The organism is Streptomyces hygroscopicus subsp. hygroscopicus (assembly GCF_001553455.1).
Classification (GTDB): Bacteria; Actinomycetota; Actinomycetes; order Streptomycetales; family Streptomycetaceae; genus Streptomyces; species Streptomyces hygroscopicus.
Map to the genome: position 1 here is coordinate 1 of NZ_BBOX01000053.1, position 25600 is coordinate 25600.

Consider the following 25600-nt stretch of genomic DNA (forward strand, 5'->3'; position numbering starts at 1 on the left):
GCCGTGCTCTCCCGGGACCCAGGCGGGCGGCGGGGCGAACAGCGCGTCCGCGTCCATCCGGGCCAAGGCCTGGGGCCCGGTGATCCGGCCGTCCCGCCACAGGCGCTGCGCGACCCGGTTCAGGACGTGCGGCGCGGCGGCGGCCGGGCGCACCTGCACCAGCCACAGCGTGCCCCGTTCGACGACGAACTCCACATCGGCCATCGCGCCCAGCTCCCGGTGCAGCCGGTCCACCAGCCCGGCCAATCGCCGGTGGACCGTGGCGTCCCGTGCGCCGAGCGCGTCGACCGACTGCGGGGTGCGGGTGCCGGAGACCAGGTCCTCACCGGTGGAGCCGGACAGGAACTCGCCGAACAGGCCCGCGTCGCCATTGACCGGGTTGTGGCTGAACACCACCCCGCTGCCGGAGACGCCGTCGGCCATGCCGTACGCCAGCGCCTGCACCACCACCGCCGGTCCCGGCCGTTCGGGGATGCCGTTCGCCTGCCGGTACCGGCGGGCGCGTGCCCCGTTCCAGGAGGCGCGCACCGCCTCCACGGCGACCCGCACCTGACCGGCCGGGTCCATGGGGTAGGCGGTGCCGGTGAGTTCGGCGTACAGCCGGCGCAGCCGGTCGTACCGCTCCGCCGGGTCGCCGGAGCGCTCCGCCGGGTCGCCGGACGGGCCGCCCTCGGCGGCGCTCAGCCGGGTGGCGTCGGCCCCGCCGACGTACCGGCACAGGTGGCGGGCCTGGGTGAGCAGGACCTCCCAGGCGGCGGTCCGGCTCCCCAGGCGCCGCGCGAGCGGTTCGACGTCGTCGGGGGACAGCCCGATGCCGAGGAGGGTGTCCATCATGCCGGGCATGCTCCGGGGCGGGCTGGAGCGCACGGCGAGCCCCACCGCGGACTCGCGCGGGGCCATGGTGTCCGCCGCCGCCCCGGCCAGTTCGGCGAGGACCGCGCGGATCCGCTCCTCGGGCACCTCGCCCTCGGCGAGTTCCGCCGCGTCCAGCACCGTGAACGGCGGGACGGGAAGGCCGAGCCGCCGCATCAGCGCCAGGTGGTGGCCCTTGCCGCCGAGCAGGGCGCGCGACTCCCCGGCGGGCCGGGCCGCGGCCCGGCCCCCGGCCATCGCCTCGATCCTCCCGTGCCCGGCCGCCCCCGCCGTCCCGTGACCAGCCGTCCCAGCAGCCCCATCCCCAGCCACCGCACCCGCCGTCCCGTACCCAACCGGCCCAACAGCCCCATCCCCAACCACCGCACCCGCCACCCCGCACCCAACCGGCCCAGCAACCCCACCCCCAGCCACCGCACCCGCCACCCCGCACCCAACCGGCCCAGCAACCCCGTACCCAACCGGCTCCGCCGGCGCCCCGCCACCCGTGGGCGGCACCGCCCTCAGCCGACCGCTGTCCGCCTCCTCCTCGAAGAGGTGGGGGAAGCCCTCGCCCAGGTGCAGCGGCGTGCCGGTGAGTTCACCGGTCACCAGCGACCGCCACAGCTTGCCGCGCTGGGGCTTTCCGCTGGTGGTGCGGGGCACCGCGAGCGCGCCCACATGCAGCACGGCGGTGCGGCCGACGGCCAGGCCGAAGGATTCGAGGACGTCGCCGAGCCGCTCGACGTCCACCGCCTCGGCCCCCCGCTGGACCGCGACGAACACGGCCGGGGTGCCGGTGGCGGAGTTGAGGACGACGGCCAGCTTGTCGTGCTGGAGGCCCAGCGTCCGCACCAGCGCCAGCTCCACGTCCTCGGCGGTGACGTACCGTCCGTTGACCTTGACGGAGTCGCCGGCCCGGCCCAGGACGTAGATCTGCTCCTGGAAGCGGAAGCCGAGGTCGCCGGTGCGGTAGCCGCCGGTGGTGAACCGCTCGTCCTCCGGGGGCGCCCCGAAGTAGCCGCCGGACAGCGCGGGCGAGCGGACCAGCAGTTCGCCGACGTGCCCGTCGGGCAGCGCCCGGCCGTCCTCGCCGGTCACCTGGATGTCGACGCCGACCAGTTCGGTGCCGCAGGACACCACGCTGTGCAGGGTCTCCTCGCCCGGCGCGGCTGCGGCCAGCGTGCGCCGTCCGGCGATCCGCACCGGGGCGCCCTGGCTGAATTCGGTGGAGCCCAGCAGCAGCGCCTCCGGTTCCTGTCCGGAGCCGGCCCCGGAGACCGCGAGGGTCGCCTCGGCCATGCCGTAGGACGGCGAGAGGGTGTCCGGTGCCAGCCCGTGCGGGGCGAGCAGTGCGTGGAAGGCGTCGAGCACGGACATGCTGACCCGGTCGGAACCGACGATCAGCGACCGCCAGGCGCGGAAGTCCAGGCCCGTGAGGTCCGCCGGACGCACCCGGCGCACCACCCGCTCCAGCGCGAAGTTGGGGATCGCCGAGTGGGTGCCGCCGCGTTCGCCGAAGATCTTCAGCCATTCCAGCGGGCGCCGGACGAAGTGCTCGGGCCGCATCAGCCACACCTCGCAGCCGAGCACCACTGGGGTGAGGAACAGCCCGATGAGCCCCATGTCGTGGTGGAGCGGCAGCCAGGAGCCGAAGGAACAGCCCGGTGTGATGCGGTACTTGTTCTCCAGCAGCATGACCTGGGACAGCACGGCCTCGCTGGTCAGCGTCACCCCCCGCGGTGCGCTGGACGAGCCGGAGGTGAACTGGACCAGTGCCAGGTCGTCCTTGGCCAGCACGGCGCGGCCACGGTCGCCGCCCCCGGGCAGCGGGCGGCGCGCGTCGATCACGCGCGGCGCCGTCTCGGGCAGTCCGGACAGCAGCTCCAGGACCGCGCCCTCGCCGACCACACAGGTGGGGCGCAGGGTGCCCAGCAGCCCGGCGACGAAGGTGCCGTAGTCGACGGGGCCCTGGTAGCCGCGCGGGGCGATCGGCGTCGGTGTGGCGCCGACCGCCATGACGGCGAAGAAGTACCGTGCGAACTCCGGCCCGGAGGGCAGGATCAGCGCGACCCGGTCGCCGGGGGCGACGCCGTGCCGCCGCAGGTCGGCGGCGGCGCCGAAGACCTGCTCGGCGAATTCCGGGTAGCTGTGGCGGGTCCACTGCCTGCCGTCGTACGTGTTGATCCCGGCGTCGGTGGCCGGCTGGGTGAGCCAGCTGGTCAGATCGCGCATCCGGTCTCCCGCGGGGTCTGCCCGGTATCGGCGCCGGCGGCGACCTTGGACCGGATGAGGGCGGCGAGGTCGCCGACGGTGCCGGCGGTGTAGGTCTCCGGGGTGTCGATCAGCTCGATGCCGAACTCGTCCTCGACCCGGGTCAGCACCTCCAGCAGGGCGAGCGAGTCCAGCCGGATGTCCTGGCTGATGGAATCGGTCAGCCGCAGGTCGCGGCGGGGCCGGTCGACGGCGATGGCCTCTTCGAGCGTGGCCACGATCGCCTCGACGGCGGGTGCGGAAGCGGCCTCGGTGGCCGCGTGGTTCTCAGTCAAGGATCCTCACTTCTCCCGTGTCGCCGTTCACCCGCACGCGGCGGCCCGGTGTGATGTCCGAGGCCAGCGGGTGCGACACCACGGCGGGCACCCCCATCTCCCGGCACAGGATCGCGACGTGCGAGTACTGACTGCCGCGGGCGGTCACCACCGCGCCGACGAAGGGCAGGATGGGCATGATGTTGGCGTCGGCGCTCTCGCAGACCAGGACCACACCGTCCTCGGTCGGCATGTCCTCCACGCCGATGGCCACGCCCTCGAACACCCCCGGCGAGACGCCGGTGGGGCGGCGCCGGGGCACCGCGTCCGGTGCGGCGCCCGGCCGCAGGTCCAGGTAGTCCGGCATGTCCAGGCCGAGCGCCTCGGCGCAGGACTCCCGGCGCCGTTCGACCTCGGCGGGTCCGGGCAGGTCCGGGCCGCTGAGCTCGTCCATGGACAGGTAAGGCCAGTCGGCGTGGGCCACGCCACGGGCGCGGGCCAGCTCCCGGGCCAGGGTGCGGTGCACGTGCAGCAGCCGCATCGCCAGGGACTTGGACTGCTCCCGCACCGACATCATGTCGCCGAGGAAGAGCACGGAGGCGTCGACGGCCCGGCCGCGCAGCGCCGACCGCATGCCGATGAGCGCCTCGCGCGGACTGACGTCGGCGGGGCCGCCGCTGCCCGCCATGGGCTTGGCGACCGGGCGCACCGCGTACTCCACCCACGGCAGGTGCTGGTCGGCCACCTCGTAGAAGATCTTGTCGAGGAAGTCGGCCGGGCCCTCCCGCATGCCGCCGAGCCCGTACAGCCGGGTCCAGGGCAGCTCGGCCGGTTCCCGCAGCCAGCCCGCCACCGACTCGGCGTCGGGCACCAGTTTTCCGGTGACCTTGCGGCGGACCACCTCGGCGGCGACGGCGCCGGAGGTGCAGGTGATGTGCACCTCCCAGGCGATCTCCAGCAGCCGCTTGCCCCGGGCCACGAACTCCCCCAGCCGCCAGTCGATACCGGCCGCCGCCGCGTCCCGCACCTCCTGCTCGAAGGCGAACACCCGCTGTTCCAGGGTGGCGTTGCGGGTGCGCAGCCGGAGCAGTTCGGTCAGCATCCGCGGGCCGACCATGACCTTGCGCCAGCCCCTGACCCGTTCCACGTCGGAGGGCGGCGGCGGCTGGACGCCCTCGAAGTACGCCTCGGTGACGTCCCTCGGCTCGGTGAGCACGACCTCCTCGGCGACATGGCAGTAGGCCGTGAGGTTGTGGTACGGGCGCAGGCCCAGATAGCCGGTGAAGACATAGGTCGAGCCGGTGGTCCAGCGCGGACGGCCCAGCACCCGGCCGATGAAGCGGCGGGTGCCCAGTTCCATCGGGCGGCCGACCAGCGACCAGGACATCGGGGAGAGCCGCTCGGGGGCGACCTCGCCGAAGTTGCCCGCCGAGTAGACCCGCAGCCGGGGGTGAACGTGGGTGTCCACCCGGCAGTACGGCGGCTGGCGGCCGGTGTCCTGTCCGGTGCCGGTGGGCGCCGTGGCGGATGGTGTGGTCATCGATGGCTCACTTCCGCGTCCACGGGAAGCAGCACCCGCCGCGTGTCACGCAGCAGGTCCGCTGTCGCCGAGAGGTATCCGGGTCGTTCCGCCGGCACCGGCCGGGGCAGGGTGTCGAGCACCGCGGGGTCGAGGTCGGGCAGCGGTGAGGTGTACTCCAGGGCACCGGCTCCCAGGCCCAGCCGGCGCGCCGCCTGGCGCTGCAGCCAGCGGACCGGGCGGCCGCCGCCCCGGGTGCCGCCCTCCACCAGCCGGGGCACCACGTTCCACGGCCGGCACAGCTCGTGCAGCACCCGCGCCAGCGTGGGCCGGGCGGGGTCGAAGTAGGTGCACACCTCCGGTACCTCGCCGGGCCGGGTGGCCAGTTCGGCGATCACCTGTCCGGCGACGGCCACGTCGCCGGCGTAGACGGGGTACCGGCCGCCGCGCTCCAGGATCAGCGGCATGCCCTGGAGCAGGGTGGGCAGCGCCTGCAGCGGGCCGCCGGTGCGCGGTACGAGTCCGGCGGGCGCCGGGCCGAGCAGCGGGCCGAACCGCACGATGCTCACCGGGACCCGGCTCTCCCGCCGGGCCACCGCCTCGGCGCGGTACTTGGCGTACTCGTACCAGTTGCGGAAGGACTGGCCGACGGCCAGCTCGCGGTTGCCGACCAGGCCCTCGGCGCGGCCGAGCGCCAGCAGTGAGGAGGTGTGCACCACCCGCCGGACGCCCGGCAGCCCGGCGGCCGTGTCCAGCACGTTCCGGGTGCCGGTCACATGGAGGTTGACCAGGCGGGAGGGGTCCGCGTCCCAGTCGACCGAGCCGAAGCAGGACACCACCGCCGCCACATCGGACAGCTCCGCCAGCTCCTTCGGGCCGAGCCCGAGGCCGGTGGCGGTGACGTCCCCGGCCAGGCCGGTGCCGTGCCGGGCGTGGCCGCGCCGGCTCACCTCCACCACCTGGTGTCCGGCCTCGGTGAGCGACGCGCCCACCCAGTGGCCCAGGTATCCGGTGGAGCCGATGACGAGTACCTTCACCGGAACCTCCCCAGCGGCAGTTCGGCCGTCGGGGCGACCGGTCGCTCCTCGGCCAGGTCGAAGGTGATCCGCAGGGTGGTCTCCAGCGGCACCGCGGGCAGCCAGCCACCGGTCAGCGACGCGAACCTGCCGCGTTCGAAGACCCGGTTGACGGCGACGTAGCGCAGCCCGTGCAGCCGGTTCCCGGCCTGGCGGCTCCAGCGCACATAGCGGGTCCCGGCCCGGGTGACCGTCTGCAGCACCCCGCGCGAGGCGGGCACCAGCCGCGGGATGTGGTAGCGGGAGCCGGCGGTCAGGCCGTCCAGGTGGGCCAGCAGCGCGGCCAGGGTGGGAGCCCGCTCCCCGGCCGCCACCTGGGCGATGACACCGGAGCGCCACCGGGCGAAACCGTCGCCGCGGCCGTGGCCGAGCATCCGCAGCAGCGACTCGCCGATCAGGTCGCGCGGCAGGGTGTCCACCCGGGCGCCGCGCTGCGCGGGCAGCACCCGCAGCGCGGAGCCCTCCTCCCGGCGGGACACCAGCTGGTACAGCGAACTGCGCCGGGTGGTGCTCGCGGTCAGCGAGTTGCCGATCACTCCGCCGACGCGGGCCACCGCCACCGGGTGCCCGGTGCGCCGGGCGCGGGAGATCAGCGCCTGCTCCGACGTCCATTTGCTCAGCTCGTACGGGGTGCGGTCGGTGCCGGGCGACAGCAGGTCCTCCGCCACGCTGCCGTCGGTGAGACCGGCGACGAAAACCGAGCTCGCCGACAGATAGGGCACCGGGCGGCCGAGCCGGGCGCCGAGCGCGCGGGCCAGTTCCAGGCCGTGCACCGCGCCCAGGAGGTTGACCTTGTCCAGCAGGGCGTGGCTGGCGGTCCAGTCGGTGGCGCCGGCCAGGTTGAGCACGGCGTCGATGTCGCCGAGCCCGTCCAGATCGGCCTCGGTCAGCCCCCAGCCGGGCTCGGTGACCTCGCCGACGACCTGCCGGGCCACGGCCGGGCCCATGATGTGCGCGGCCCGTGGCCTGCGCCGCACCAGCGCGACGATCGCGGGGGCGTCCTCGCCGAGGGCGCCGCACGCCTCCAGCAGCCCCCGGCCGACCTGCCCGGTGACCCCGGCGACCAGCAGGCGCAGCCCCCGGACGTCCGGCGGGCCGGCGGGCGCCGTGCCGTACGCCCCGCTCATGCGGTGATCCGCACGGCGGAGCGGTACGCCTCGGCCGCGCCGCGCAGTTCACCGGCGACCAGTGCGAGCATCATCTCGTCCGTGCCACCGCCGATCCGGGCCAGCCGCACGTCCTGCCACATCTGGCCCAGCGGGGTCTCGCGGGTCAGGTAGCCGGCCCCGCCGAACACCTGGAGACACTCGCTGACCAGCCGCTCCGCCAGCCGGGCGGCGTGCACCTTCACCGCGGCGATCCGGGCCACCAGGGCGCGGTCCAGCGGCTCGGCCATCAGCCGGCCGGCCATGTGGTGCACGGCGGCGCGCAACACCTCGAGCTCCACCAGCACGTCGGCGAGCCGGAATTCGAGGTGCTGGTGAGAGCGGAGCGGGCCGCCGAACTGCTCCCGGCGCTCGCTGTGCTCCACGGCGAGCCCCAGCGCGTGGCCGACCGCGCCGAGCACCTGCGCGCCGACCGCGAGCCGTTCGAAGGACAGCCCGTAGCTGACGTTGGCCAGTCCCAGGCCCGGCCGGCCCAGCATGGCCTCGGCGGGGATCAGCACATCGTGGAACTCCACGGCCACCGTGTCCAGGGCGTGGGTACCGAGCTTGTCGTGCTCGCGCACCACCTCGGCCCGCGCCAGTGGCACCACCACCGTCGCCAGCCGCCGGGTGGGCGCGCCGGAGCCGTCCGCCAGCCGGCACAGCACGATCACGAAGTCGCCGACCGCGCCCAGCGAGACGTACTTCTTGCTGCCGCTGATCCGCCATCCGCCGGCCACCGGCGTGGCCAGGGTGCGCACCGCCGACAGATCGCTGCCGCCCTGCGGCTCGCTGGCGGCGAGGGCGCCGATGGCGGTGCCGTCCAGGGCCCGTTCGCGCAGGTCGGCGAGGTAGTCGGAGCCGGTGCCGAAGCGGTGCAGCATGGACAGCACCGACTCGGTGTGCAGACTCACGCCCACCGCGATACCGGTCGGCGCGCTTGCGGCGACCTCCTCGGCGAGGCTGACCCCGAGCAGCACGTCGCCGGGGTGCGGACCGGCCCAGCGGCGGCGCAGCACGCCCAGCTTGCCCAGTTTCTCCAGCACGCCACGTGGGAACCGGCGCAGCCGGGAGGCGTCGCCGAGGCCGGAGAGGGCCTCGCGGACGTCGTCGCCCAGCGTGCCGGATCGTGGTGGTACGGATATGGCGTCATAGCCGACTGCCATGGCTCCCCCTACCCCCTGTGAAGGGTTGTCTCACCGTGTCCGCGCGTCCGGAAGTGGCGGCGGACGGATGTCTTTCGTCGCGTCGGGCGGTGGACCGCGCCGTGTCGTCATCGGGCGGTGGACCGCACCGTGTGTGTCAGGTGATGAACCGCGTCGGTACGTCAGTCGGTGCGTCAGTCGGTGAACGTGTCAGGTGCCGACGCGTCAGGCGATGAACAGCGTCGGGCCGAGCAGCCCCAGGAATCCCAGGTCATAGGCGATGAACCCGCACAGCCGGGCCTTCAGCCAGTTGTCCTGGCCCACCCCGAACCGCAGCTGGGCGGCGTGCAGTGCGACGGCCGGCAGCAGGGTCAGCGCGCCCCACCACGGCACGGCGGGCAGCAGCGCCCAGGCGGCCAGCAGGCCCACGTCGGCGGCGAAGAACAGCACCATCGCGCCCTTGAACACCTTCGGCCCGCTGACCACGGCGAGCGTCTTGCGGCCGACGGCGGCGTCCCCGTCCTTGTCGTTGACGTTGGAGTACGAGATGACCATGACCAGCCACAGGCCCATGACCAGCGCCTCCAGCACGGCCGCCGCCGACCAGCGCCGGGCCAGCGCGAGATACGGGAAGACCAGCCCGCCGGCGGTGACCAGGCCCAGCATGGTCTCCGAACCGCCGGTGCGGAAGCTGAACCGGAAGCCGCCGGAGTACTGCACCGAGCAGGCGCCGACCGCCAGGAAGACCAGCACCGACTCCAGCGGCACGGCCCAGCCCAGGGCGGCGAAACCGCCGAGGCCGGTCAGCAGCGCGAGCACCCCGGTGGCGGCGGCGAAGATCTGCGCCTCGCGCTCGGTGACGGCCCCGCTCAGCAGCGGTTTGCGCCGGATGTCCCGGCCCAGGTCGCCTTCCTTGTAGTTGGCGGCGTCGCTGCCGTTGCGGTTGCCGACGATGTCGTCCACCGCCGACGTGCAGGCCACGATGGCGGCCGAGGCGACCAGGAACAGCGCCATCGCGGGTATCGCGCCGGAGCGGTCCAGGGCCGCCCCGTCCAGCATCGCCAGGGCCAGCGCCCAGGGGAAGAAGTGCTGGTAGACGGTGACCTTCGACAGCCGCAGGAAGGACCGGGCGATGCCCCGCGGGGAGCGGTCCACCGGGCCGCCGCGGGCGGCGCCGGTGTCCGGCGCGGTCGCGGCCCGGCCGGTGGCGGGCGTGGTGTCAGCGTTCATCGATCTGCTCGGCCACCTTGATGCCGACGTGCCGGCCCGGCTCGGTGATCAGGCCCAGAAGGGTGGACCCCGGGGTGACGTCGGTGAGGTTCCTCGGTTTGCCGTCGCCGCCCATGACCCGTACGTGCCAGTCGTCCTGGAGGATGACGTTGACGGTGACGTCGCCGTGCCGGGCCTCGATCAGCCGCAGCGGGCGCAGCTCGGTCTTGACCCGGCCGATGCCCACCTCGCGGAAGGTGCCGTCCGCGGCCACCGCGCAGGACCGCTCCCCGGCGCGCAGATCGGTGATGTAGGCGGTGTCCTCGGCCCCGAAGACGTAGGAGTGCACCGCGCCCGCGTTGACACGGAACGGCCGCAGGTTCATGTACGGCAGGTAGTGCACCTCGGCGCAGACCAGGATGCCGCCGGAGGAGGTGGATCCGACCACCATGCCCTCGTCCTGGCCGAAGAGGGTGGTGGTGTCGATGCAGCCGCGGTAGCCCATGCCGACCGGTTCGGCCCGGACCACCTCCAGCTCCACCAGGTCCTTGTGGAGCCGGCCGCGGGCGGCGACCACGGAGGTGACCAGGTCCACGGCGGAGAGCTGCTCGGCGGACACCATCAGCCCGGCCGGGCCGCTCTCCAGGACACCGGCCACCGTGGACGCCTCCGCGGTGTTCAGCAGCTGCTTGACCACCGCGGTCCGGGTGTTCTGGGCACGGGCCAGCAGCAGTTCGAGCGGGATGTTGGTCTCGTCGTGGAAGGCGGCGACGACGGTGTCGACCGCGCCGGACAGGTCGGCGGCCTCGTTCATGGTGTCACCGTCGACGATCTCGCAGCGCACGCCGACGGGGCGGGAGCCGGCGGCCTCCCGGGCGAGGCCGAGGTCCGCGGGCGAGCGGGCGATGACGGTGTCCACCCGCTCGTCCACGGCGATCAGCTCGGCGAGCTGTGCCTCCTCGGCGCCCACCAGGCAGGCGGTCCGCAGCCGGTCCAGCGGCTTCCACTCCTCGTACTGGTCGTAGCGCAGCACCACCGCGGCCGCCGCGGAGGAGCGCAGGTAGGCCAGGGCGCCGGGGGTCTCGGCGGGGGTCAGGGTGGAGACGTCCACCCACAGTTCGGTCTGTGTCACGAAGGTCCCTCGTTTCGAAGCGATGGGGCGTCGACGGCCGCGGCCCGGCTCACGCGGCGGCCGGGAGCGCGCCGTGCACCACCGAGCGCAGTTCGGCGACGGCGGCGGCCGGGTCGGGGCTGCCGAACACCCGGCGGCCCACGCACAGCCCGGCCACGCCGTGGCCGACGGCGTCCTTGGCGGAGGTGACGTACGCGTCCCAGCCGCCCTCGGCCTCGCCGCCGGCGAGCACCACCGGGACCTCGATGGAGGCGGCCAGCTCGTCCAGGTAGTCGGTGCCGGGGTGGGCCACCTTCACGATGTCCGCGCCGAGTTCGGCGGCGGCGCGCCCGGCGTGGATGACCGCCGGACCGCGCTCGGCGGGGTCCTCGCCGACCCCGGCCACATACGTCATGACCAGCAGTGGCAGCCCGAGCCGGTCGCAGGAGGCGGCGACCTTGCCGAGGTCGGCGAGGGCGGCGCGGTCCTCCTGGTGGCCGCCGCCGAAGGTGACGTGCACCGAGACCAGGTCGGCGCCGAGGGCCAGCGCGGTCTCCGGGGCGCACACCCGGGTCTTCAGCTCGCCACCGGAGCTGAGCCGGGTGTTCCCGGACAGGTGCACGATCATCGCGGTGTCCCGCTGGACCGGCATGGAGTTGGCGGCCGAGCCGCGGTGGACGACGATGCCGTCGGCGCCTCCGGCGACCACCGCGTCGAGCACTCCGCTCATCCGCGTCAGTCCGCCCGCGCCCCCCGTGGTGAGGGCGTGGTCGACGGCCACCAGCAGGGTGCGGGCGTCCGCTCCCAGCACGCGCCGGAGTCGGCGCTCCTTCCCACTGATCACAGTGCTTCTCCCCGTTTCTGTTCCGAATGCGGCCGGGATGCGGCCGGCAGGTGGGCTTCGATCGTCGTCACCGCGGCCGTCGGCTACTCCTGGGCCAGCAGGGCGCGCAGCGGCGGATTGGCGCGGCGGGGGCCCGCCACCGCCAGGGCGAGCAGCATGCAGACCACCACCAGGGGCAGGCTGGCGACGCTGAGCAGCGTCGGCACGGTGATCCCCGGCAGCAGGCCGCTCTGGCCGGCCTGGGCGTCGAGCATCCCGGGGATGGCGAGGCAGCCGACGGGCAGCGCCACGATCCAGGAGCAGCCCGCGATGACCAGCGATTCGCCGGCCAGTTGCCGGTTCACGGCCTTGCGGGTGGCGCCGGTGAGCCGCAGCAGCGCGAGCCCCCGCTGCCGCTCCACCAGTCCGGAGGCCAGGGTGGCGCCGCCGACCAGGACGGCGAGGACGAACATCACCCAGGCGAACGCCTCGAAGGAGCTGACCAGCCGGGCGGTGATGCCCGCGAAGGCGTCCCGCATCCCGGTGCGGCTGAGCACCTCGGCCCGCGGGTAGCGGTCCGCCAGCTTCTTCTCCAGGGCGGCCCGGACCGCGTGGACGTCCGCACCGTCCCTGACCCCGACGTAGTACTCGTAGACGCCCTGGGAGGCGGTGAGTTCCTGGTAGAGCCGGGTGCCCGCGACGATCATGCCGCCGTCGGAGGCGGAGTCCTCCAGCACCGAGGCCACCCGCACCGTGCGGTGTCCGGTGGGCAGCGGGAGCTCCAGGGTGTCCCCGACGGTGAGGTCCTGGGTGCGGGCGTAGTTGGAGGAGATGACGATCTCGTCCGTGCCGAGCGTGGTGATGAAGTCCCGCCTGCCCTTGGCGACCTTCAGATCGGTGGTCCGGTCCGCGTCGGACTCGCCCCAGTTCCACACCTGCACCTTGCGGCCGTGGAGCCCGACGCCGGCGTAGGTGAAGGGGGTCACCGCGTCCACGCCGTCGACCTGGCGCAGCTCCTGCTCCATGGTGAGCGGGAACTTCTCGTTCTGGAGGTTCTGCCCGACCTTGGCGGCCTGGACGAACAGCTCGCCCTGGGTCCAGCGCTCCACCGAACCGGCCACCTCGTCCTTGATGCTGCCGGCCGTGCCCGCCATGGCCAGCGAGGTCACCACGGCGACGGTGAAGGTGATGCTGAGCGCGGCGTTGCGGCGCCAGCCCAGCTGGAGCTGGCGGCCGACGGCCAGCCGCACCGGGCCCGGTTCGCCCTTGCGCAGCAGCGCACCGGCCACCACCGGGAGCACCACGCTGAGCAGCGCCGCCCCGATGAACAGGAACACCAGACTGGCCGAGGTGATCATCTCGCCGCCCAGGGCCACCAGGGCCGCGCCCACGGCGAGGGTGGCCAGGCCCGCGATGAGCGGCCGCCGTATCCCGCCGGGCGTCATGGCGGTCCGGTCGCGTCCGGTCACCGCCTCGATGGGAGTGATCCGGGTGAACCGGCGCACTCCGGACAGCCAGGCGGCCAGGAACATCACCACGGCCGCGGCGAACGCCCCGGCCACCGGCCACTGCCAGGGCAGACCGGGGGTGACGGCCTGCTGGGTGAGATCGGTGATCTGCCGGGTGAACGAGCCGAGCAGCGAGCCCACCCAGATGCCGAGCGCCGCGCCGATGACATACGTGCCCAGCAGCAGCGGCACCATCACCATGGCCGAACCCGCCATCAGATGCCCGGTGCGCACGCCCATCAGGCGCAGCCGGGCCAGGGTGGCGCGGGCGTCGTCCAGCGCCAGGCGCCAGGTGAGGAAGAGCACCACGGCGGCGGTGAGGACGGCGATGGCCGCGAACATGCCCAGGATGGTGAGCGAGGTGCGGAAGGTCTTGCTGTAGCCGGAGAGCAGGTCACCGGGGTGCTTGACGTCGGCCGCGCCGTCGACCGCCTTCTCGGCGGCGGCCACGACCGCGGACCGGCCGCGGTGGCCCGGGTCCAGCAGCAGCACATCGCTGTGGGTGCCGCGGTCGAAGGCGGTGGCGACGGTGGGCAGCGGCGCGATCACCATGGCGCCGCGGTTGGCGACCTGTCCGTCGAGCAGCTCGGCCACCCGCCACCGCTGGACGCCGTGGGGGGAGGTGACGCGGACCGTGTCGCCCTTGCGCACACCGTGGTCACCGGCCCAGTCCGCGGACAGGAAGACCTCGTCGCCGGCCAGCTTGGTGCCGCTGATCCGGTCGGCCAGCCGTTTGTCGGTGAGGCCGCCGAGAGCCTGGTCGACACCGAAGACGATGACCGGGTCGGTGGTGTGGTCCGCCCCCGTAGCGGCGCGGGTGCTGATGACCAGGGCGCGGGAGCCCTTGACCCCGGTCTCCCGCTCGGTGCGGTCCACCAGTTCCCGGGACATGCCGCCGGGGGCGCGGGCCTCGACGGCGACCACCTCGTCCCGGATGCCGCTGATGGAGGCGCCCTTGATGGCGTCCAGCACCGACGCCGAGATCAGCAGCATGGCGGTGGTCAGCAGGACGCCACCGATGCCGGCCGCGATGGCGGCCGCCATCCGGGCGGGGCGCTGCCGCCAGCTCCGGCCGAGGGAGCGGGCGACCAGGCGGTGCGGATCGAGGGCCATCACGCCTTCCTCTCGGTGCCGGCCAGCCGGCCGTCGGCGATGGTGATGACGGTGTCCGCGCCCGCGGCCAGGTCCCGGTCATGGGTGATGATCAGCCCGGCCGCGCCGGTGGTGCTGACCAGCTTGCGCAAGAGTTCCTGGACCTGACGGCCGTTCTCCTCGTCCAGGGCCCCGGTCGGTTCGTCGGCGAAGACGATGGCGGGCTGGACGACACAGGCGCGGGCGACGGCGGCGCGCTGCGCCTCGCCTCCGGAGACCTGGCCGGGCCACTGTCCGGCCCGGTGCGACAGCCCCACCTCGGCCAGCATCTCCCGGGCCCGTCCCAGGGCCTCGCTCAGCTTGGTGCCCCCCATGACCAGGGGTGCGGCGACGTTCTCCTCGATCGTCAGGGAGGGGATGAGGTTGTCCTTCTGGAGCACGAACCCGATCTCGCGGGCCCGCATCGCCGCCGCCTCGGCCTCGCTCAGCGCGGACAGGTCGCGGTCCATCAGCGTCACCGTGCCCGAGGTGGGGCGGTCCAGCCCGGACAGGACGTTCGCCAGGGTGGACTTGCCGCTTCCGCTCCTGCCCACGACGGCGACGAATTCCCCGGCGAGCACCTCGAGGCTGCACCCCTTGAGGACCTCCACGGTGGTATCCCCGCTGACGAATTCGCGCCGCACATTCTCGGCGCGCAGCACTACCCTGTTTTCGGCCATGTTCGGCAGACCACCCCAGTTGATGTGAATGATTGTCAGCAAAAGTCCATGGGCCCCGGCCGGCGAGGTCAGCTGTTCAGCCGGTGCCGGAGCACCTCTCGCCGCACCTTTCCGGTGGCCGTCCGGGGAATGTCGGCACGGGCCACGAAGCGGGGTGGCGCGAGGGGCGGCAGATCGCCGGTGGCCGTCCGCCACCGCTCGTCCGTGACGGGCTCGGCGGAGCGGCTCGCGAGGACGGGCAGCAGCCGCCCGTCTTCCTCCAGGACGACCGCTTCCGCCAGTTCCGGCATGCGGTCGAGCAGCACGTCCTCCAGCGCGATGCCACTGGTGGCCCCGGCGAGCCGCTCGGTCTGGCGGTCGTGCAGCCGCAGCGCCCCGGTGGCGGTCCGGGCACCCCAGTCCCCGGAATCCCACCAGCCGCCCTCGAAAAGGTTCTCCGTAGCGCGCTCGGGGAAATTCAGATACCCGGCGAACCGGCCTTTGGAGCGGACCTGGATACGGCCGCCGGCACCGCGCGGAACCCGGTTTCCCCCTTCGTCCACCACGCGTATGCGGCTGTATCCGGGCATGGCCCGGCCGACGCGGTGCCCGGCCAGTTCGGCGCCGACTCCGCGCCGGAACCGGCCGATCCGGCGGGTGCGCGCCCGAAAGGCGATGGGGCCGAGTTCGGACTGGGCGTACACCTCGGTGAACATGGCCAGCCGGCGCCGCGATCCGCGCAGCATCGCGTCGACGGTCCGCGGATGCATCGCGTCGAATGTGCCCAGGAACATCCGCACCGAGGACATGGCCCCGGAATCCGCCAGGCCCTCCCAGGTGATGTAGGTGTTCGGATGCGTTTCCAGATACTCCGGCCGCCAGCGTTCCAGTTGTTCGCCCACCCGGTCGCTGTCCTCGGAAGCGAGCAGCAGCACCGAATGGCGCAGGCGCAGCGCGCTGAGAAGTCCGGAAAGGGTGCGCACATGGACCGGGGAAATGGCCGCCGCCAGATACCCCGTGAGGAACATGGGCCGCAGCATCCGGGTCTGGACCGCGGACTGCTGGTAGAAGCTGTTCCGGGTGTGGACCACCAGCTTGGGCACCCCGGTGGTGCCGGAGGTGTGGGTGACCAGGTAGGGCCGGCCCGGGGCGCGCTCCACCCCGTGCGCGGGCAGTTCGGCCCGCTCCCCGGCCGGTACCGCCGAGATGACGTCCTCCCAGGTCATCCTGGCCCCGTCGATCGGGTGGCGGTCCGCGAAGTCGGCGGCGCGGGAGGCGGTGACCAGCAGGTGCAGGGGGGCGGTCACCGGCTCCAGCGCGGCCCGCGCGGTCATCGCGTCGAGCCGGGCGCTCAGCAGGACGGGCACGGCGCCGAGACCGGTGAGGCCGGCCACGGCCACCAGGATGTCCAACGGCTTTTCCAGCCGTACGACACACAGATCGCCTTCCCGGACGCCGCGCTCCGCCACCGTCCGCGCCAATCGCCGGGCGGCTTCGGCGATTTCCCCGGGATTCACCTGTCCGTCCTTGACGGTGACGGCCGCGGATTCGTGGTCCACGGCCCAGGGGCGCTTGGCGGCACGGCCGGCCGCGGCGAGTTGTGCGAACAACAGGTCGGCGGAGCGTGGCGCATGCATGTCGTACGTGTCCCCTCGCCTGGAAAGTGGATTGCGTCGGCCGTACAACGGGAGTGAGGTGACACATGCTTCCCCTGAGCGAATGGGCGCGGCAATGCGTCTGTCAGCAAGACGCCAGAGGGGTGTCCTCCTGCGGCCATCAACGGATCCGGCCGCCTTCCGGGCCTTACCGGTTCACGGCCGGACCAGCCCTGTCGGAGAGAGGGTGGACAGGAGCCGAGAGGAGAGGGAAAGGAAGGAGGGAAGGGAGAGTCAGAACAGCCGGGGGAGAAGGGCGGCTATGCGAACGGAATCCGGTGCCCCGCATCGTGCTCCACGGCGAGCCGGTAAAGGAGATCGCAGGCGAAGGCGTCCTCCACGGGAACGCCGACGGATTTGAAGAGGGTGGTCTCCGCGGCGGACCGGCGGCCCGGATGCCGGCCGGAGATCACCTCGCCCAGTTCCACCAGGGCGGGGTCGGCCGGCAGGACGCCTTCCGCCACCGGGATCAGGATGTCCCCGGCCTCGCGCAGCACCGCGGCGGCGGACTCCACGAACACGCTGGACCGCGCGACCAGCTGCGAGGGCAGCTCCCGGCGGGTGGCGCCGTAGGCCCCGACGGCGCTGATGTGCACCCCTTCGCGGGCCACCGCGCAGTCCTCGAACAGCGGCTCCGGGGAGGAGGTCACCGTGCAGATCACCTCGGCGTCGCGCACCGCGGCCGTGGTGCTCTCCACCACCTCGACCTCGATGCCCCGCTCCCCCGCCCAGCCGGCCAGCCGGCGGGCCCGGTACGGGTCGCGGCTGTGCAGCCGGACCGACTCCCACGGCCGGATCGCGGCCAGCCCCTCGAGGTGGCTGCGGCCCTGCACCCCGGCCCCGACCACGGTCAGCACCCGGGCGTCCGGCCGGGCCAGCAGGTCGGTGGCGCAGACCGTCACCGCGGCGGTGCGCACCTCGGTGACGGCGGCGGCGTCCAGCACCGCCACCGGACGGCCGGTCGCCGCGTCGAAGAGCGTCACCAGCCCCTGCACACTGGGCAGTCCCAGCGCCGGAGGGTTGTCGTAGAGGCTGATCAGCTTCACCGACAGGGTGCCGGAGTGCACCGCCGGCATCAGCAGCAGTTCGCCCTTGCCGGTGTCCACCGCACTGCGCGCGAACTCCGCGCCGCCGTCCTCCCGGGCGGTCAGCGCCGCCCCGATCTCCGACGCCAGGCCGGAGACCGGGAGCAGGGCGCGGACGGTCTTCGCGTCGATGATCCTCAGCACAGTGACGCCCTCAGCGAGTCGGCCAGCAGTTCACACAGCAGATCCACCTGCTTGTCGGTGAGGCCGGGGTGGCAGGGCAGGTTCATCTGCTCCTCGAACCATAGCCGTTCGGCCGTGGGGCACTCCCCGTACCGGTGGCCGCGCGAGCGCCACTCCGGTGTCAGGTGCAGCGGGAAATAGCGGATCGGGACCTGCACCCCGCGGTCGTCCAGCTCGTGGATCAGCCGGTCCCTGCTGAGCCGCTCCGGTTCGCGGACGAAGAAGGTGAAGAGGTGGTGGGAGGGTTCGACCCCGTCCGGCACGGCGGGCAGGCCGACCAGGTCCGGATAGCCGGAGAGCACCTCCCGGAGCCGTCCGGCGATGGCCTGCCGGGCGGCCACGAACGCGGGCAGCGAGCGCAGCTGGGCCACTCCCACCGCCGCGGCCGCCTCGCTGAGCGTGGCGTTGGTGCCGTGGCGGAGCAGGGCCACACAGTCGTGGGTGTAGGCGAGCCCCGGGTACAGCGCGCCGGGCAGCGGCGCGCGGGAGGTGCCGAAGCGGTGGTCCCGGGGGACGAAGACGGCGTCCGCCTCGTTGCCGCGCAGCCGGTCCACCCGATCGGCCCAGTCGTCGTTGTGGAAGGTCAGCATTCCGCCCTCGCCGAGCGTGGTGATGTTCTTGCTCGAGTGGAAGCTGAAGCAGCCGATGTCGGCGAGGGAGCCGGGGCGGCGGCCGTGGTAGGAGCTGCCCAGCGCGTGGGCGGAGTCCTCGATCACCAGGATGCCGCGTTCGCCGGCCAGGCCCATGATGGCGTCCATGTCCGCCGGGAGCCCGCCGTAGTGCACCACGATGATGGCGCGGGTGCGGTCGTTCACCAGCTTGACCAGGCTCTCCGGGTCGAGGTTGAGCGTATCGGCCTCGACGTCGCAGAACCTGACCCGGACCTCCGGGTACTGCAGCAGGGGCTGGACGGTGGCCTGGTAGGTCTGCGGTGTGACGACCACCTCGTCCCCGGGCTGCAGGTCCAGCAGGTGGATGGCGAACTCCAGGGCGACCGTCCCGCTGGTCACGCTCATCGCGTGCGCGGTGCCGGCGTAGGCGCGGAAACCCTCCTCGAAGCGGGTGCGCCAGGCACCGCCGGAGAGGGTCTCCCCGGAGCCGATGACCTGGGCCACCGCCTCGAGTTCGGCGGAGCCCAGCGTGGAGCCGTAGGGGAGGTACGGGACCCGGTAGTCCCGGAGGCTCTGCTGGAACGCCGCCGTCTTCGGTATGTCTCGGCCGGTCATGGCACTCCCCACATTCATCGCACGGCCGGGGCCGGCGCCCCGCGGTCGTCGCTGTCCCCGGGCGCGGCCCCGTGGCCGTCGTCCGGCAGCGTCGTCTCGTCGAACGGCAGCCGGCCGGCCAGGACTTCGGCGGCCCGCTCCCGGTCGATCTCCTTGGTCCAGGTGCCGATCAGCACCGTGGCGACCGCGTTGCCCGCGAAGTTGGTCAGGGCGCGCGCCTCGCTCATGAAGCGGTCGATGCCGATGATCAGGCCGACCCCGTCGACCAGTTCGGGACGGTGGGACTGCAGACCGCCGGCCAGGGTGGCCAGCCCGGACCCGGTGACCCCGGCCGCGCCCTTGGAGGCGACGACCATGAAGGCCAGCAGGGTGATCTGCTGCCCGAGGGCGAGCGGCTCGCCCAGCGCCTCGGCGATGAACAGCGAGGCCATGGTCAGATAGATGGCGGTGCCGTCGAGGTTGAAGGAGTAGCCGGTCGGGACGGTGATGCCGGCCACCGGCCGGCTCACCCCCAGGTGCTCCATCTTGGCGATCAGCCGGGGCAGCGCCGGCTCCGAGGAGGAGGTCGACAGGATCAGCAGGAACTCCCGCGCCAGATAGCGCAGCAGCGCGATGATGCTGATCCCGGCGACGACGCGGAGCAGCGTGCCGAGCACCAGGAAGACGAACACGGCGCAGGTGGCGTAGAAGCCGGCCATGATGACGGCCAGCGACTTCAGGGCGTCCGCCCCGGTTTCGCCGACCACCGCCGCGATCGCGCCGAAGGCGCCGATCGGCGCCACCCACATGACCATGGACAGCAGCCGGAACACCAGCCGCTGGATATGGCCGATGCCGGTCAGCAGCGGCCGGCCCGCCTCCCCCATGGCCTGCACCGCGAACCCGGCGAGCAGCGCGATCAGCACGGTCTGCAGCACTTCGCCGCCGGTGAACGCGGAGACCACGGTGGTGGGGATGATGCCGAGGAGGAATGCGGTGGTGGACTCGGCGCCCTCCGCCTGGGCCTCGCCCGCGTTCCGCGCCGACTCGGTCAGCGTCAGTCCGTGGCCGGGCTCCAGGACGTTGCCCACCAGCAGTCCGACGGCGAGCGCGACGGTGGACATCACCAGGAAGTACACCAGGGTGAGTCCGCCGACCGCGCCGACCTTGGCGGCCTTGCGGACCGAGCCGATGCCGATGACGATCGTGCAGAAGATGATGGGCGAGATCATCATCTTGATCAGGTTCACGAAGCCGGTGCCGACCGGTTTCAGCTCCACCGCCGCGTCGGGGGCCGCGAAGCCGAGCCCGATGCCCAGCAGCGTCGCCACGATCACGGCGAGGTAGAGGTAGTGCGTTCTGTCGCGTCCGGCGCGGGCTCCCCGCGCCGCCGTTGCGCTCATCCGTCGCTCCTAAGCGGTTCCGATGCCGATGGCCTCGCCGGTGGCGAGCTGCCGGGTGACCGTCACCAGGGAGCGGCACAGCGCGTCGAGACGGTCCAGCGCCGGCGGGGCGGTGAGCAGCCGCTGCCCGTTGCCCACGCGGTCGAAGTCGCCCGGGACGGTGACGAGTTGCTCGGGGACGGCCATGCCCTTCAGGGCGCGTACCACCGTGCGCAGGGCGTCGCAGACCTGGACCGCGGTCAGGTTCTCCCCGTGCGCGAGCAGCCCGACGGGCTTGCCCCGCAGCTCGTGGCCGGCCAGGTGGTCCAGGGCGTTCTTCAGGACACCGGAGAAGGAGCCGTGGTAGGTGGGGGTGGCGAGCACGAGGGCGTCGGCCCGCGCCGCCGTCGGCGACAGGCGGCGCGCCAGCGGATCGGCGTACGCCTCCGGCCGCCCGTGGCAGGAGACGTCCACGATCGGCAGCGGGCGCGCGGCCAGGTCCCACACCAGCGGTTCGGCGCCCAGCCCGGCCAGTATCCCGGCGGCGGCCCCGACGGCCGCCGCCGTGTGCGACCGCGGACTCGGACTGCCGCCGAGCAGCAGTACCGCGGGGCGGCCGGTCATGGCCGCCTCCTGGACGGGCCACCGCGGAAACGCCGCGCCGCCCGGCCGGCCGCCGGCCGCCTGCCTCGCTTGGCATGCATCAACGCCTCACCTCTCGCCCGTGCCGCGGGATGACGGAGCACTGGAGCCCTTGGGACACGATCACCGGGCGGGGCCGTCAGCTGAAGCCGGCTGTCCGCTGCACGACGCCCGCTGTCCCAATCCGGCGGCGCGGCGGGCGCGTCGCGTCAGCCCCGCCGGTCCGGTGTGCCGAACCAGCCCAGGCGGGTGGCCAGCACCCCGGCCTCGAACCTGCTGCGCGCGTTCAGCTCCCGCATCAGCTTGGCGACGGTCCGGCTCACGGTGCGCTTGGAGACGTCGAGGCGATGGGCGATCTGTTCGTCGGTGTGGCCGCGGGCGAGCATCCGCAGCACGTCCTGGGACTGGTCGTCGTCCGGCGACCAGTTCTCCACGGCCAGCGAGGTGGAGCCCTCCCACAGGCCGAGGAAGAGATAGTGCAGCATGCCCACGGTGTCCGGACAGCGGGAGACGCTGACCTCCTCCTCGCCCCGCGGCGCGTCCTGGACGGGCTCCGCGACGACCGCGGAGGTGGTGTCGTCGACCAGTGCCATGGTGACCGGCACCCGCGCGGCGGTGCGCACCTGGATGCCGGAACGGGCCTGCCACAGCACATACTCCACGATGGCCGGCCGGGACAGCAGCCGCTCGTCCCAGATGACGGAGATCCTGACCCAGCGGCGCAGCAGGTTCATCAGCAGGGCGGCCTCGCGCCGCAGTTCGTCCGGGCGCAGCATGGCGTCCGAGCGCACCATCACGATTTCCCGCCGTGCGGCGGACAGAGCGGAATGGAAGGAAGAGTTGATCGGGCGTGGCCGCCGTACCTCCGGATTCTCCCGGTGGTCGACGGAGTGGACTGCGTGGGTGATCACGGTCATGCCTGGATTCCCTTTCCACTGATTCACGTGGAGAGACGTGCAGGTGGGGCTGGGGAGCGGACAGCGCGGGAGGCGCGTTTCCGCGAGGAGGCCCGCTGGAGCGAGCCGGCGGACGGTGGCGCCTCAAGTGCCGTCGGAGATATGGATCTCGACGACCGTGGGATCGTCCTCGGGCCAGTCGAGCTCCGGGGGACGCCGCGCCGAAAGGGTGTGGGTGAGACGGTCCAGGTCGAGCTGGCCGGACCACTTGGTGATGACCAGGGTGGCCACGCTGTTGGCGATGAGGTTGGTGACCGCCCGCGCCTCGGACATGATCCGGTCGATGCCGATGATCAGGCCCACCGCGCCCAGCGGGACCGACTGGGTCACCGAGAGCGTCGCGATGAGGGTGAGCAGCCCGGAGCCGGTCACCCCCACCGCGCTCTTGGACACGATCATGGCCATGGCCAGGAAGAACAGCTGGTCCCCGAGGGACAGCCCGCTTCCGGTGGCGGCCGCCACGAACATCGCCGCCATGGCGATGTAGAGGCAGGTGCCTACCAGGTGCAGCGAGTAGCCGCCGGCCAGGACCGGCGCGCTGGTGCTCCGGGGCGCCCCGGCCAGCTCCAGCTTGCGCAGCACCCGGGGGAAGACCGGGCCGGAGGAGGAGGTGCCGATGGCCACCAGGATCTCGTGGCGCAGATAGCGCACCAGACGCCACAGCGAGAAGCCGCCGGCTCTGGCCAGCAGCCCGAGCCCGCCGAATACCACCACCGCGCAGGTGAGGTAGAAGGCGCCGATCAGGCCGGCCAGCCCGCCCAGCGGGACGGTGCCGATCTGGCTGGTCGTATACGCGGCGCCGCCGAACGCCGCCGCCGGCGCGCCGGTGACCACGATCCGCACCATGCAGAACAGCAGGTGGCTGCTGCGGTTGATGAGGTCCAGGACGGGCGCACCGCGCCGCCCCGCCAGCACCAGGGCCACGCCGGTGATCCCGGCGACCACCAGCGTGTGCACCGCGTTGCCGCCGATCACGGCGGAGGAGAGGCTGTGCGGCACCACCGCGTCCAGGCTGAGCGAACCGTTGCCGAAGCTCTGTGCCTGCCGTTGCAGCGACGCCACCTCGCCGGCGTCCTTCTCCGGGTCGGTGCCGGGGCTCGGCAGCAGGCCGACCAGGTTGCCCACCAGCATGCCGGTCACCAGCGCCAGCGTGGTGACCGCCTCGAAGTAGACAACCGCCTTCAGCGACAGGCTGCCCAGCGGGCGCCGGCCGCCCAGGGAGGCCAGGCCACCGGCCACCGTGGTGAACATGACCGGGCCGATGAGCATGGTCATCAGGGAAATGAAGGCGTCGGCGAGGAAGCGCATCCGCTCCCCGGCCTCGGGGGCGATCGCCCCGCATAACATGCCGAGCCCCAAACCACACATTGTCCAGAAGGTCAATGTCCGGTGCAGGGGACGGCCAGGTGGTCCCTTCGCCATGTTTCGCGCACCCCCGTATCGCGGCGAAGCCGGGACAGCACCGTGTCGCTGTCCGTCCCGGGTAGCGACAGATGCTACGGAGGCTGTGCAAGCTGTCCGCGCACGTACCTACAGGGAAACGTCAAGCGTATGTAAGATCCCGGAAACGACCGGAAGACCAACGTTTGTTCGATACCGGTCGTAGGACCGCTGACATACGCATGTGCTGATCGCCGGGGGGGATGAGCCATTTGAAGGTCCTGCTTGTCGAAGACGACGTCGAGGTGGCCGACGCGCTGACCGAGGGGCTGCAGCAGTACGGGTGGACCGTGGACCACGTGTCCACGGGCGCGGCCGCGCTCGGCAGACGGGAGTGCGGCGACATCGTCCTGCTCGATCTGAACCTGCCCGACATGGACGGCCTCGAGGTGTGCCGGGGGCTGCGGGCGGCGTGCGCGGTGCCGATCATCGCCGTCACCGCGCGTTCGGACGAGATGGACAAGGTGCTGGGTCTGCGGCTGGGCGCCGACGACTACATCGTCAAGCCGTACCGGCTGCAGGAGTTACTCGCCCGGATGGCCGCGGTGATGCGCCGGACCGCCGGGACCCAGCCGCCCCCGGCCGAGGCCGCCGACCCGGTCCTGGTCCGGGGCCGGCTCACCATCGATCCGGACCGGCGCACGGTGCTGCTGGACGGCCGTCCCGTTCCGCTGACCCGCAAGGAGTACGAGTTACTGGTGCTGCTGGCCGGCGCGCCGGGGCGGGTCTTCCTGCGCGAGCAGCTGCTGGACGCCGTATGGGACCAGCGGTGGACGGGCAGCTCCCGCACCCTGGACACGCATGTGGCCGCGCTCCGCCGCAAGCTGGGGTCCACCAAGTGGATCAGTACGACGCGCGGTGTGGGCTTCAGCTTCCACCCGCAGCCGGCACCCCGCTGAGGGGGCCGGGTCACCATGCGTCAGATCTACGCGCTGGTCCAGTGCGGCCTGATCGGCACGGTGCTGGCCGCGCTGCTGGTCCCCGTCGGCTCGCTGTACGCCGAGCGGGAGAACCGGAACGCCGCCGCCCGGCTGGAGGACGGCGCCGGCTCGCTGACCGTACCCCTCTCGCACGCCATGTCCCGCGGTGACAGCGGGCTCGTGGACGCCCTGCTCGCCGACTACGCCGCGGCGCACCGGCTGAGGGTGTCGGTGCGCTGGCCCGACGGCAGGGTGCGCACCTCGGTCATCGGCGCCCGGGGCACCGCCTCGGCCGTCGCCGGGCGCGGCTGGCGCCTCCGGCCGGAGGGCGCCCCGGGCAGGGACCGGCTGCTGCCGCCGGTCGGCGGCAGTGTCTCCGCCGAGGCGGTGGTGCCGGTGGAGGGCGCCGGCTCCGGGGCGGTGCTCCTGCGGGAGCCGGCCGCGGGGTTGCGCAGCCGGATCCTGACCGTGTGGACCGGGCTGGGCATGCTGCTCCCGCTGGGGATCGCGGTATGCGTCCTGCCGGCGCTCGTCCAGCGCCGCCGTACGCTGCGCGATCTGGAACGGATCGGGTCCACCGTGCGCACCCTGGCCGACGGCGGATTCCACGCCCGGACGCCGGAGCACTGCGAGGGGGACGCCCTCAAGGAGGTGGCCGCGGAGGTCAACCGGCTGGCCGCGGTCGTCCAGTCGATGATGGAGGACCGCAGCAGCTTCCTGGCCGATGTCGCCCATCAGCTGCGCAACCCCATGGTGGCGCTGCGGCTGCGGCTGGAGACCCTGGGCGCGCGGCTGCCCGACGCGGCGGCCGAGCGGCACCAGCGGCTGCTGGCCGACGTGGACCGGCTCGACCGCACCCTGACGGAGATGCTGGAGCACGCCCGCTCCACCCCGGCCGACCGCTCCACCCAGGTGGTGGAGGTGTGCGGGCTGGTGGAGGAGTGCGTCCGCGGCTGGGCCTCGGTCGCCGAGCAGCGCGCCATCCGGATGAAGCTCGAGATGCCCCGGCGGGCCTGGGGTCTGACCCGGCCCGGCGCGGTGGAGCAGGCGCTGAACGTGCTGCTGGACAACGCGCTGAAGTATTCGCCGGAGGGCGGTGTGGTGCGGATCGGTATCACGGTGGCCGGTCCCCGGCTGCGGATCCAGGTCCAGGACGAGGGGCCGGGGCTGCCGGACTCCGAACGGGAGGCGGCGCTGGAACGGGGCTGGGCGCGCGGCCCGTTCCCCAGCACCGGCATCGGGCTGTCCATCGCGGTCAAGCTGATCGAGTCCGCCGGCGGCCGGCTGGAACTGCGCCCCGGGCAGGCCCGCGGGCTGCGCGCGGTGCTGCATCTGGTGGGGGCGCTGCCGGGGGACGAGGGCCGCGAGACGCCGTCCCGGGCGGCGGTGTCCGGTTCCGGCCAGGAGATGGCGTGAAGCGGACGAG

Annotated in this window: 20 protein-coding genes; 2 read left to right on the forward strand and 18 right to left on the reverse strand. The window is 73.1% G+C overall.

Going from position 1 to position 25600, the window contains the following annotated elements:
* The 18 genes from AXW62_RS07090 to AXW62_RS07175 all read right to left on the reverse strand — a co-directional run.
* The coding region (locus tag AXW62_RS07090; RefSeq protein ID WP_060943731.1) for an AMP-binding protein at nt 1-3087 on the reverse strand (3087 nt) is incomplete at its 3' end.
* Nucleotides 3075-3401, reverse strand: coding sequence for an acyl carrier protein (locus AXW62_RS07095; RefSeq protein WP_060943732.1), 327 nt, complete (start codon nt 3399-3401; stop codon nt 3075-3077). The genes AXW62_RS07090 and AXW62_RS07095, both read right to left, overlap by 13 nt.
* Nucleotides 3394-4920 carry a PEP-utilizing enzyme gene (locus AXW62_RS07100; RefSeq protein WP_060943733.1) on the reverse strand — a complete coding sequence of 509 codons (1527 nt, stop codon included), beginning with the start codon at nt 4918-4920 and terminating at the stop codon, nt 3394-3396. Before AXW62_RS07100 ends, AXW62_RS07095 begins: the two co-directional genes overlap by 8 nt.
* Nucleotides 4917-5936, reverse strand: coding sequence for an NAD-dependent epimerase/dehydratase family protein (locus tag AXW62_RS07105; protein WP_060943734.1), 1020 nt, complete (start codon nt 5934-5936; stop codon nt 4917-4919). The genes AXW62_RS07100 and AXW62_RS07105 overlap by 4 nt, the downstream gene beginning before the upstream one ends.
* Nucleotides 5933-7102 carry an SDR family oxidoreductase gene (locus AXW62_RS07110; RefSeq protein WP_060943735.1) on the reverse strand — a complete coding sequence of 390 codons (1170 nt, stop codon included), beginning with the start codon at nt 7100-7102 and terminating at the stop codon, nt 5933-5935. Before AXW62_RS07110 ends, AXW62_RS07105 begins: the two co-directional genes overlap by 4 nt.
* Entirely contained in the window at nt 7099-8286 is a 1188-nt protein-coding gene (locus AXW62_RS07115; protein WP_060943736.1) for an acyl-CoA dehydrogenase family protein, read from the reverse strand. Before AXW62_RS07115 ends, AXW62_RS07110 begins: the two co-directional genes overlap by 4 nt.
* A gap of 204 nt (nt 8287-8490) precedes the next feature.
* Nucleotides 8491-9495, reverse strand: a complete 1005-nt coding sequence (locus tag AXW62_RS07120; RefSeq protein ID WP_060943737.1) for a UbiA family prenyltransferase — start codon at nt 9493-9495, stop codon at nt 8491-8493.
* Nucleotides 9485-10606 (reverse strand): 3-dehydroquinate synthase II domain-containing protein, encoded by a 1122-nt coding sequence (locus tag AXW62_RS07125; RefSeq protein ID WP_060943738.1) that lies wholly within the window; start codon nt 10604-10606, stop codon nt 9485-9487. Before AXW62_RS07125 ends, AXW62_RS07120 begins: the two co-directional genes overlap by 11 nt.
* A 49-nt stretch (nt 10607-10655) precedes the next feature.
* Complete coding sequence (locus tag AXW62_RS07130) at nt 10656-11429, reverse strand: class I fructose-bisphosphate aldolase (RefSeq protein ID WP_143712710.1); 774 nt, start codon at nt 11427-11429, stop codon at nt 10656-10658.
* Nucleotides 11430-11512: 83 nt separating this feature from the next.
* Nucleotides 11513-14029 carry an ABC transporter permease gene (locus AXW62_RS07135; protein WP_060943740.1) on the reverse strand — a complete coding sequence of 839 codons (2517 nt, stop codon included), beginning with the start codon at nt 14027-14029 and terminating at the stop codon, nt 11513-11515.
* Entirely contained in the window at nt 14029-14727 is a 699-nt protein-coding gene (locus AXW62_RS07140) for an ABC transporter ATP-binding protein (RefSeq protein WP_060943741.1), read from the reverse strand. Before AXW62_RS07140 ends, AXW62_RS07135 begins: the two co-directional genes overlap by 1 nt.
* Before the next feature lie 68 nt (nt 14728-14795).
* The gene (locus AXW62_RS07145) at nt 14796-16343 is read right to left on the reverse strand and encodes a class I adenylate-forming enzyme family protein (protein ID WP_060943742.1); all 1548 of its coding nucleotides are present in this window, start codon (nt 16341-16343) and stop codon (nt 14796-14798) included.
* 278 nt (nt 16344-16621) lie between these two features.
* Nucleotides 16622-17590 carry an ornithine cyclodeaminase family protein gene (locus AXW62_RS07150; protein ID WP_060943743.1) on the reverse strand — a complete coding sequence of 323 codons (969 nt, stop codon included), beginning with the start codon at nt 17588-17590 and terminating at the stop codon, nt 16622-16624.
* Nucleotides 17584-18855: a DegT/DnrJ/EryC1/StrS family aminotransferase gene (locus AXW62_RS07155; protein WP_060943744.1), complete on the reverse strand. Its 1272-nt coding sequence runs from the start codon at nt 18853-18855 to the stop codon at nt 17584-17586. Before AXW62_RS07155 ends, AXW62_RS07150 begins: the two co-directional genes overlap by 7 nt.
* Nucleotides 18856-18869: 14 nt before the next feature.
* On the reverse strand, nt 18870-20237 hold the full coding sequence (locus AXW62_RS07160) for a cation:dicarboxylate symporter family transporter (RefSeq protein WP_060943745.1): 1368 nt from the start codon (nt 20235-20237) through the stop codon (nt 18870-18872).
* A gap of 9 nt (nt 20238-20246) precedes the next feature.
* The gene (locus AXW62_RS07165; protein WP_060943746.1) at nt 20247-20840 is read right to left on the reverse strand and encodes an NADPH-dependent FMN reductase; all 594 of its coding nucleotides are present in this window, start codon (nt 20838-20840) and stop codon (nt 20247-20249) included.
* Between the two features lie 227 nt (nt 20841-21067).
* Complete coding sequence (locus tag AXW62_RS07170; protein ID WP_060943747.1) at nt 21068-21775, reverse strand: helix-turn-helix transcriptional regulator; 708 nt, start codon at nt 21773-21775, stop codon at nt 21068-21070.
* A 123-nt stretch (nt 21776-21898) separates the two neighbouring features.
* The gene (locus AXW62_RS07175; protein ID WP_063817529.1) at nt 21899-23236 is read right to left on the reverse strand and encodes a cation:dicarboxylate symporter family transporter; all 1338 of its coding nucleotides are present in this window, start codon (nt 23234-23236) and stop codon (nt 21899-21901) included.
* Nucleotides 23237-23457: 221 nt separating this feature from the next.
* Here AXW62_RS07175 and AXW62_RS07180 point away from each other — a divergent pair, with 221 nt between their 5' ends.
* Both AXW62_RS07180 and AXW62_RS07185 read left to right on the forward strand, forming a co-directional pair.
* Entirely contained in the window at nt 23458-24153 is a 696-nt protein-coding gene (locus AXW62_RS07180; RefSeq protein WP_107406240.1) for a response regulator transcription factor, read from the forward strand.
* 15 nt (nt 24154-24168) lie between these two features.
* Nucleotides 24169-25590 (forward strand): sensor histidine kinase, encoded by a 1422-nt coding sequence (locus AXW62_RS07185; RefSeq protein WP_060943750.1) that lies wholly within the window; start codon nt 24169-24171, stop codon nt 25588-25590.
* Nucleotides 25591-25600: the final 10 nt, after the last annotated feature.

Excerpts from the sequence above, each read along its gene's own strand:
- AXW62_RS07100 (WP_060943733.1), bottom strand. The coding sequence starts at position 4,920 with ATGACCACACCATCCGCCACGGCGCCCACCGGCACCGGACAGGACACC.
- AXW62_RS07110 (WP_060943735.1), bottom strand. The coding sequence starts at position 7,102 with ATGAGCGGGGCGTACGGCACGGCGCCCGCCGGCCCGCCGGACGTCCGG.
- AXW62_RS07115 (WP_060943736.1), bottom strand. The coding sequence starts at position 8,286 with ATGGCAGTCGGCTATGACGCCATATCCGTACCACCACGATCCGGCACG.
- AXW62_RS07120 (WP_060943737.1), bottom strand. The coding sequence starts at position 9,495 with ATGAACGCTGACACCACGCCCGCCACCGGCCGGGCCGCGACCGCGCCG.
- AXW62_RS07135 (WP_060943740.1), bottom strand. The coding sequence starts at position 14,029 with ATGGCCCTCGATCCGCACCGCCTGGTCGCCCGCTCCCTCGGCCGGAGC.
- AXW62_RS07140 (WP_060943741.1), bottom strand. The coding sequence starts at position 14,727 with ATGGCCGAAAACAGGGTAGTGCTGCGCGCCGAGAATGTGCGGCGCGAA.
- AXW62_RS07145 (WP_060943742.1), bottom strand. The coding sequence starts at position 16,343 with ATGCATGCGCCACGCTCCGCCGACCTGTTGTTCGCACAACTCGCCGCG.
- AXW62_RS07155 (WP_060943744.1), bottom strand. The coding sequence starts at position 18,855 with ATGACCGGCCGAGACATACCGAAGACGGCGGCGTTCCAGCAGAGCCTC.
- AXW62_RS07160 (WP_060943745.1), bottom strand. The coding sequence starts at position 20,237 with ATGAGCGCAACGGCGGCGCGGGGAGCCCGCGCCGGACGCGACAGAACG.
- AXW62_RS07165 (WP_060943746.1), bottom strand. The coding sequence starts at position 20,840 with ATGACCGGCCGCCCCGCGGTACTGCTGCTCGGCGGCAGTCCGAGTCCG.
- AXW62_RS07170 (WP_060943747.1), bottom strand. The coding sequence starts at position 21,775 with ATGACCGTGATCACCCACGCAGTCCACTCCGTCGACCACCGGGAGAAT.
- AXW62_RS07175 (WP_063817529.1), bottom strand. The coding sequence starts at position 23,236 with ATGGCGAAGGGACCACCTGGCCGTCCCCTGCACCGGACATTGACCTTC.
- AXW62_RS07180 (WP_107406240.1), top strand. The coding sequence starts at position 23,458 with ATGAGCCATTTGAAGGTCCTGCTTGTCGAAGACGACGTCGAGGTGGCC.
- AXW62_RS07185 (WP_060943750.1), top strand. The coding sequence starts at position 24,169 with ATGCGTCAGATCTACGCGCTGGTCCAGTGCGGCCTGATCGGCACGGTG.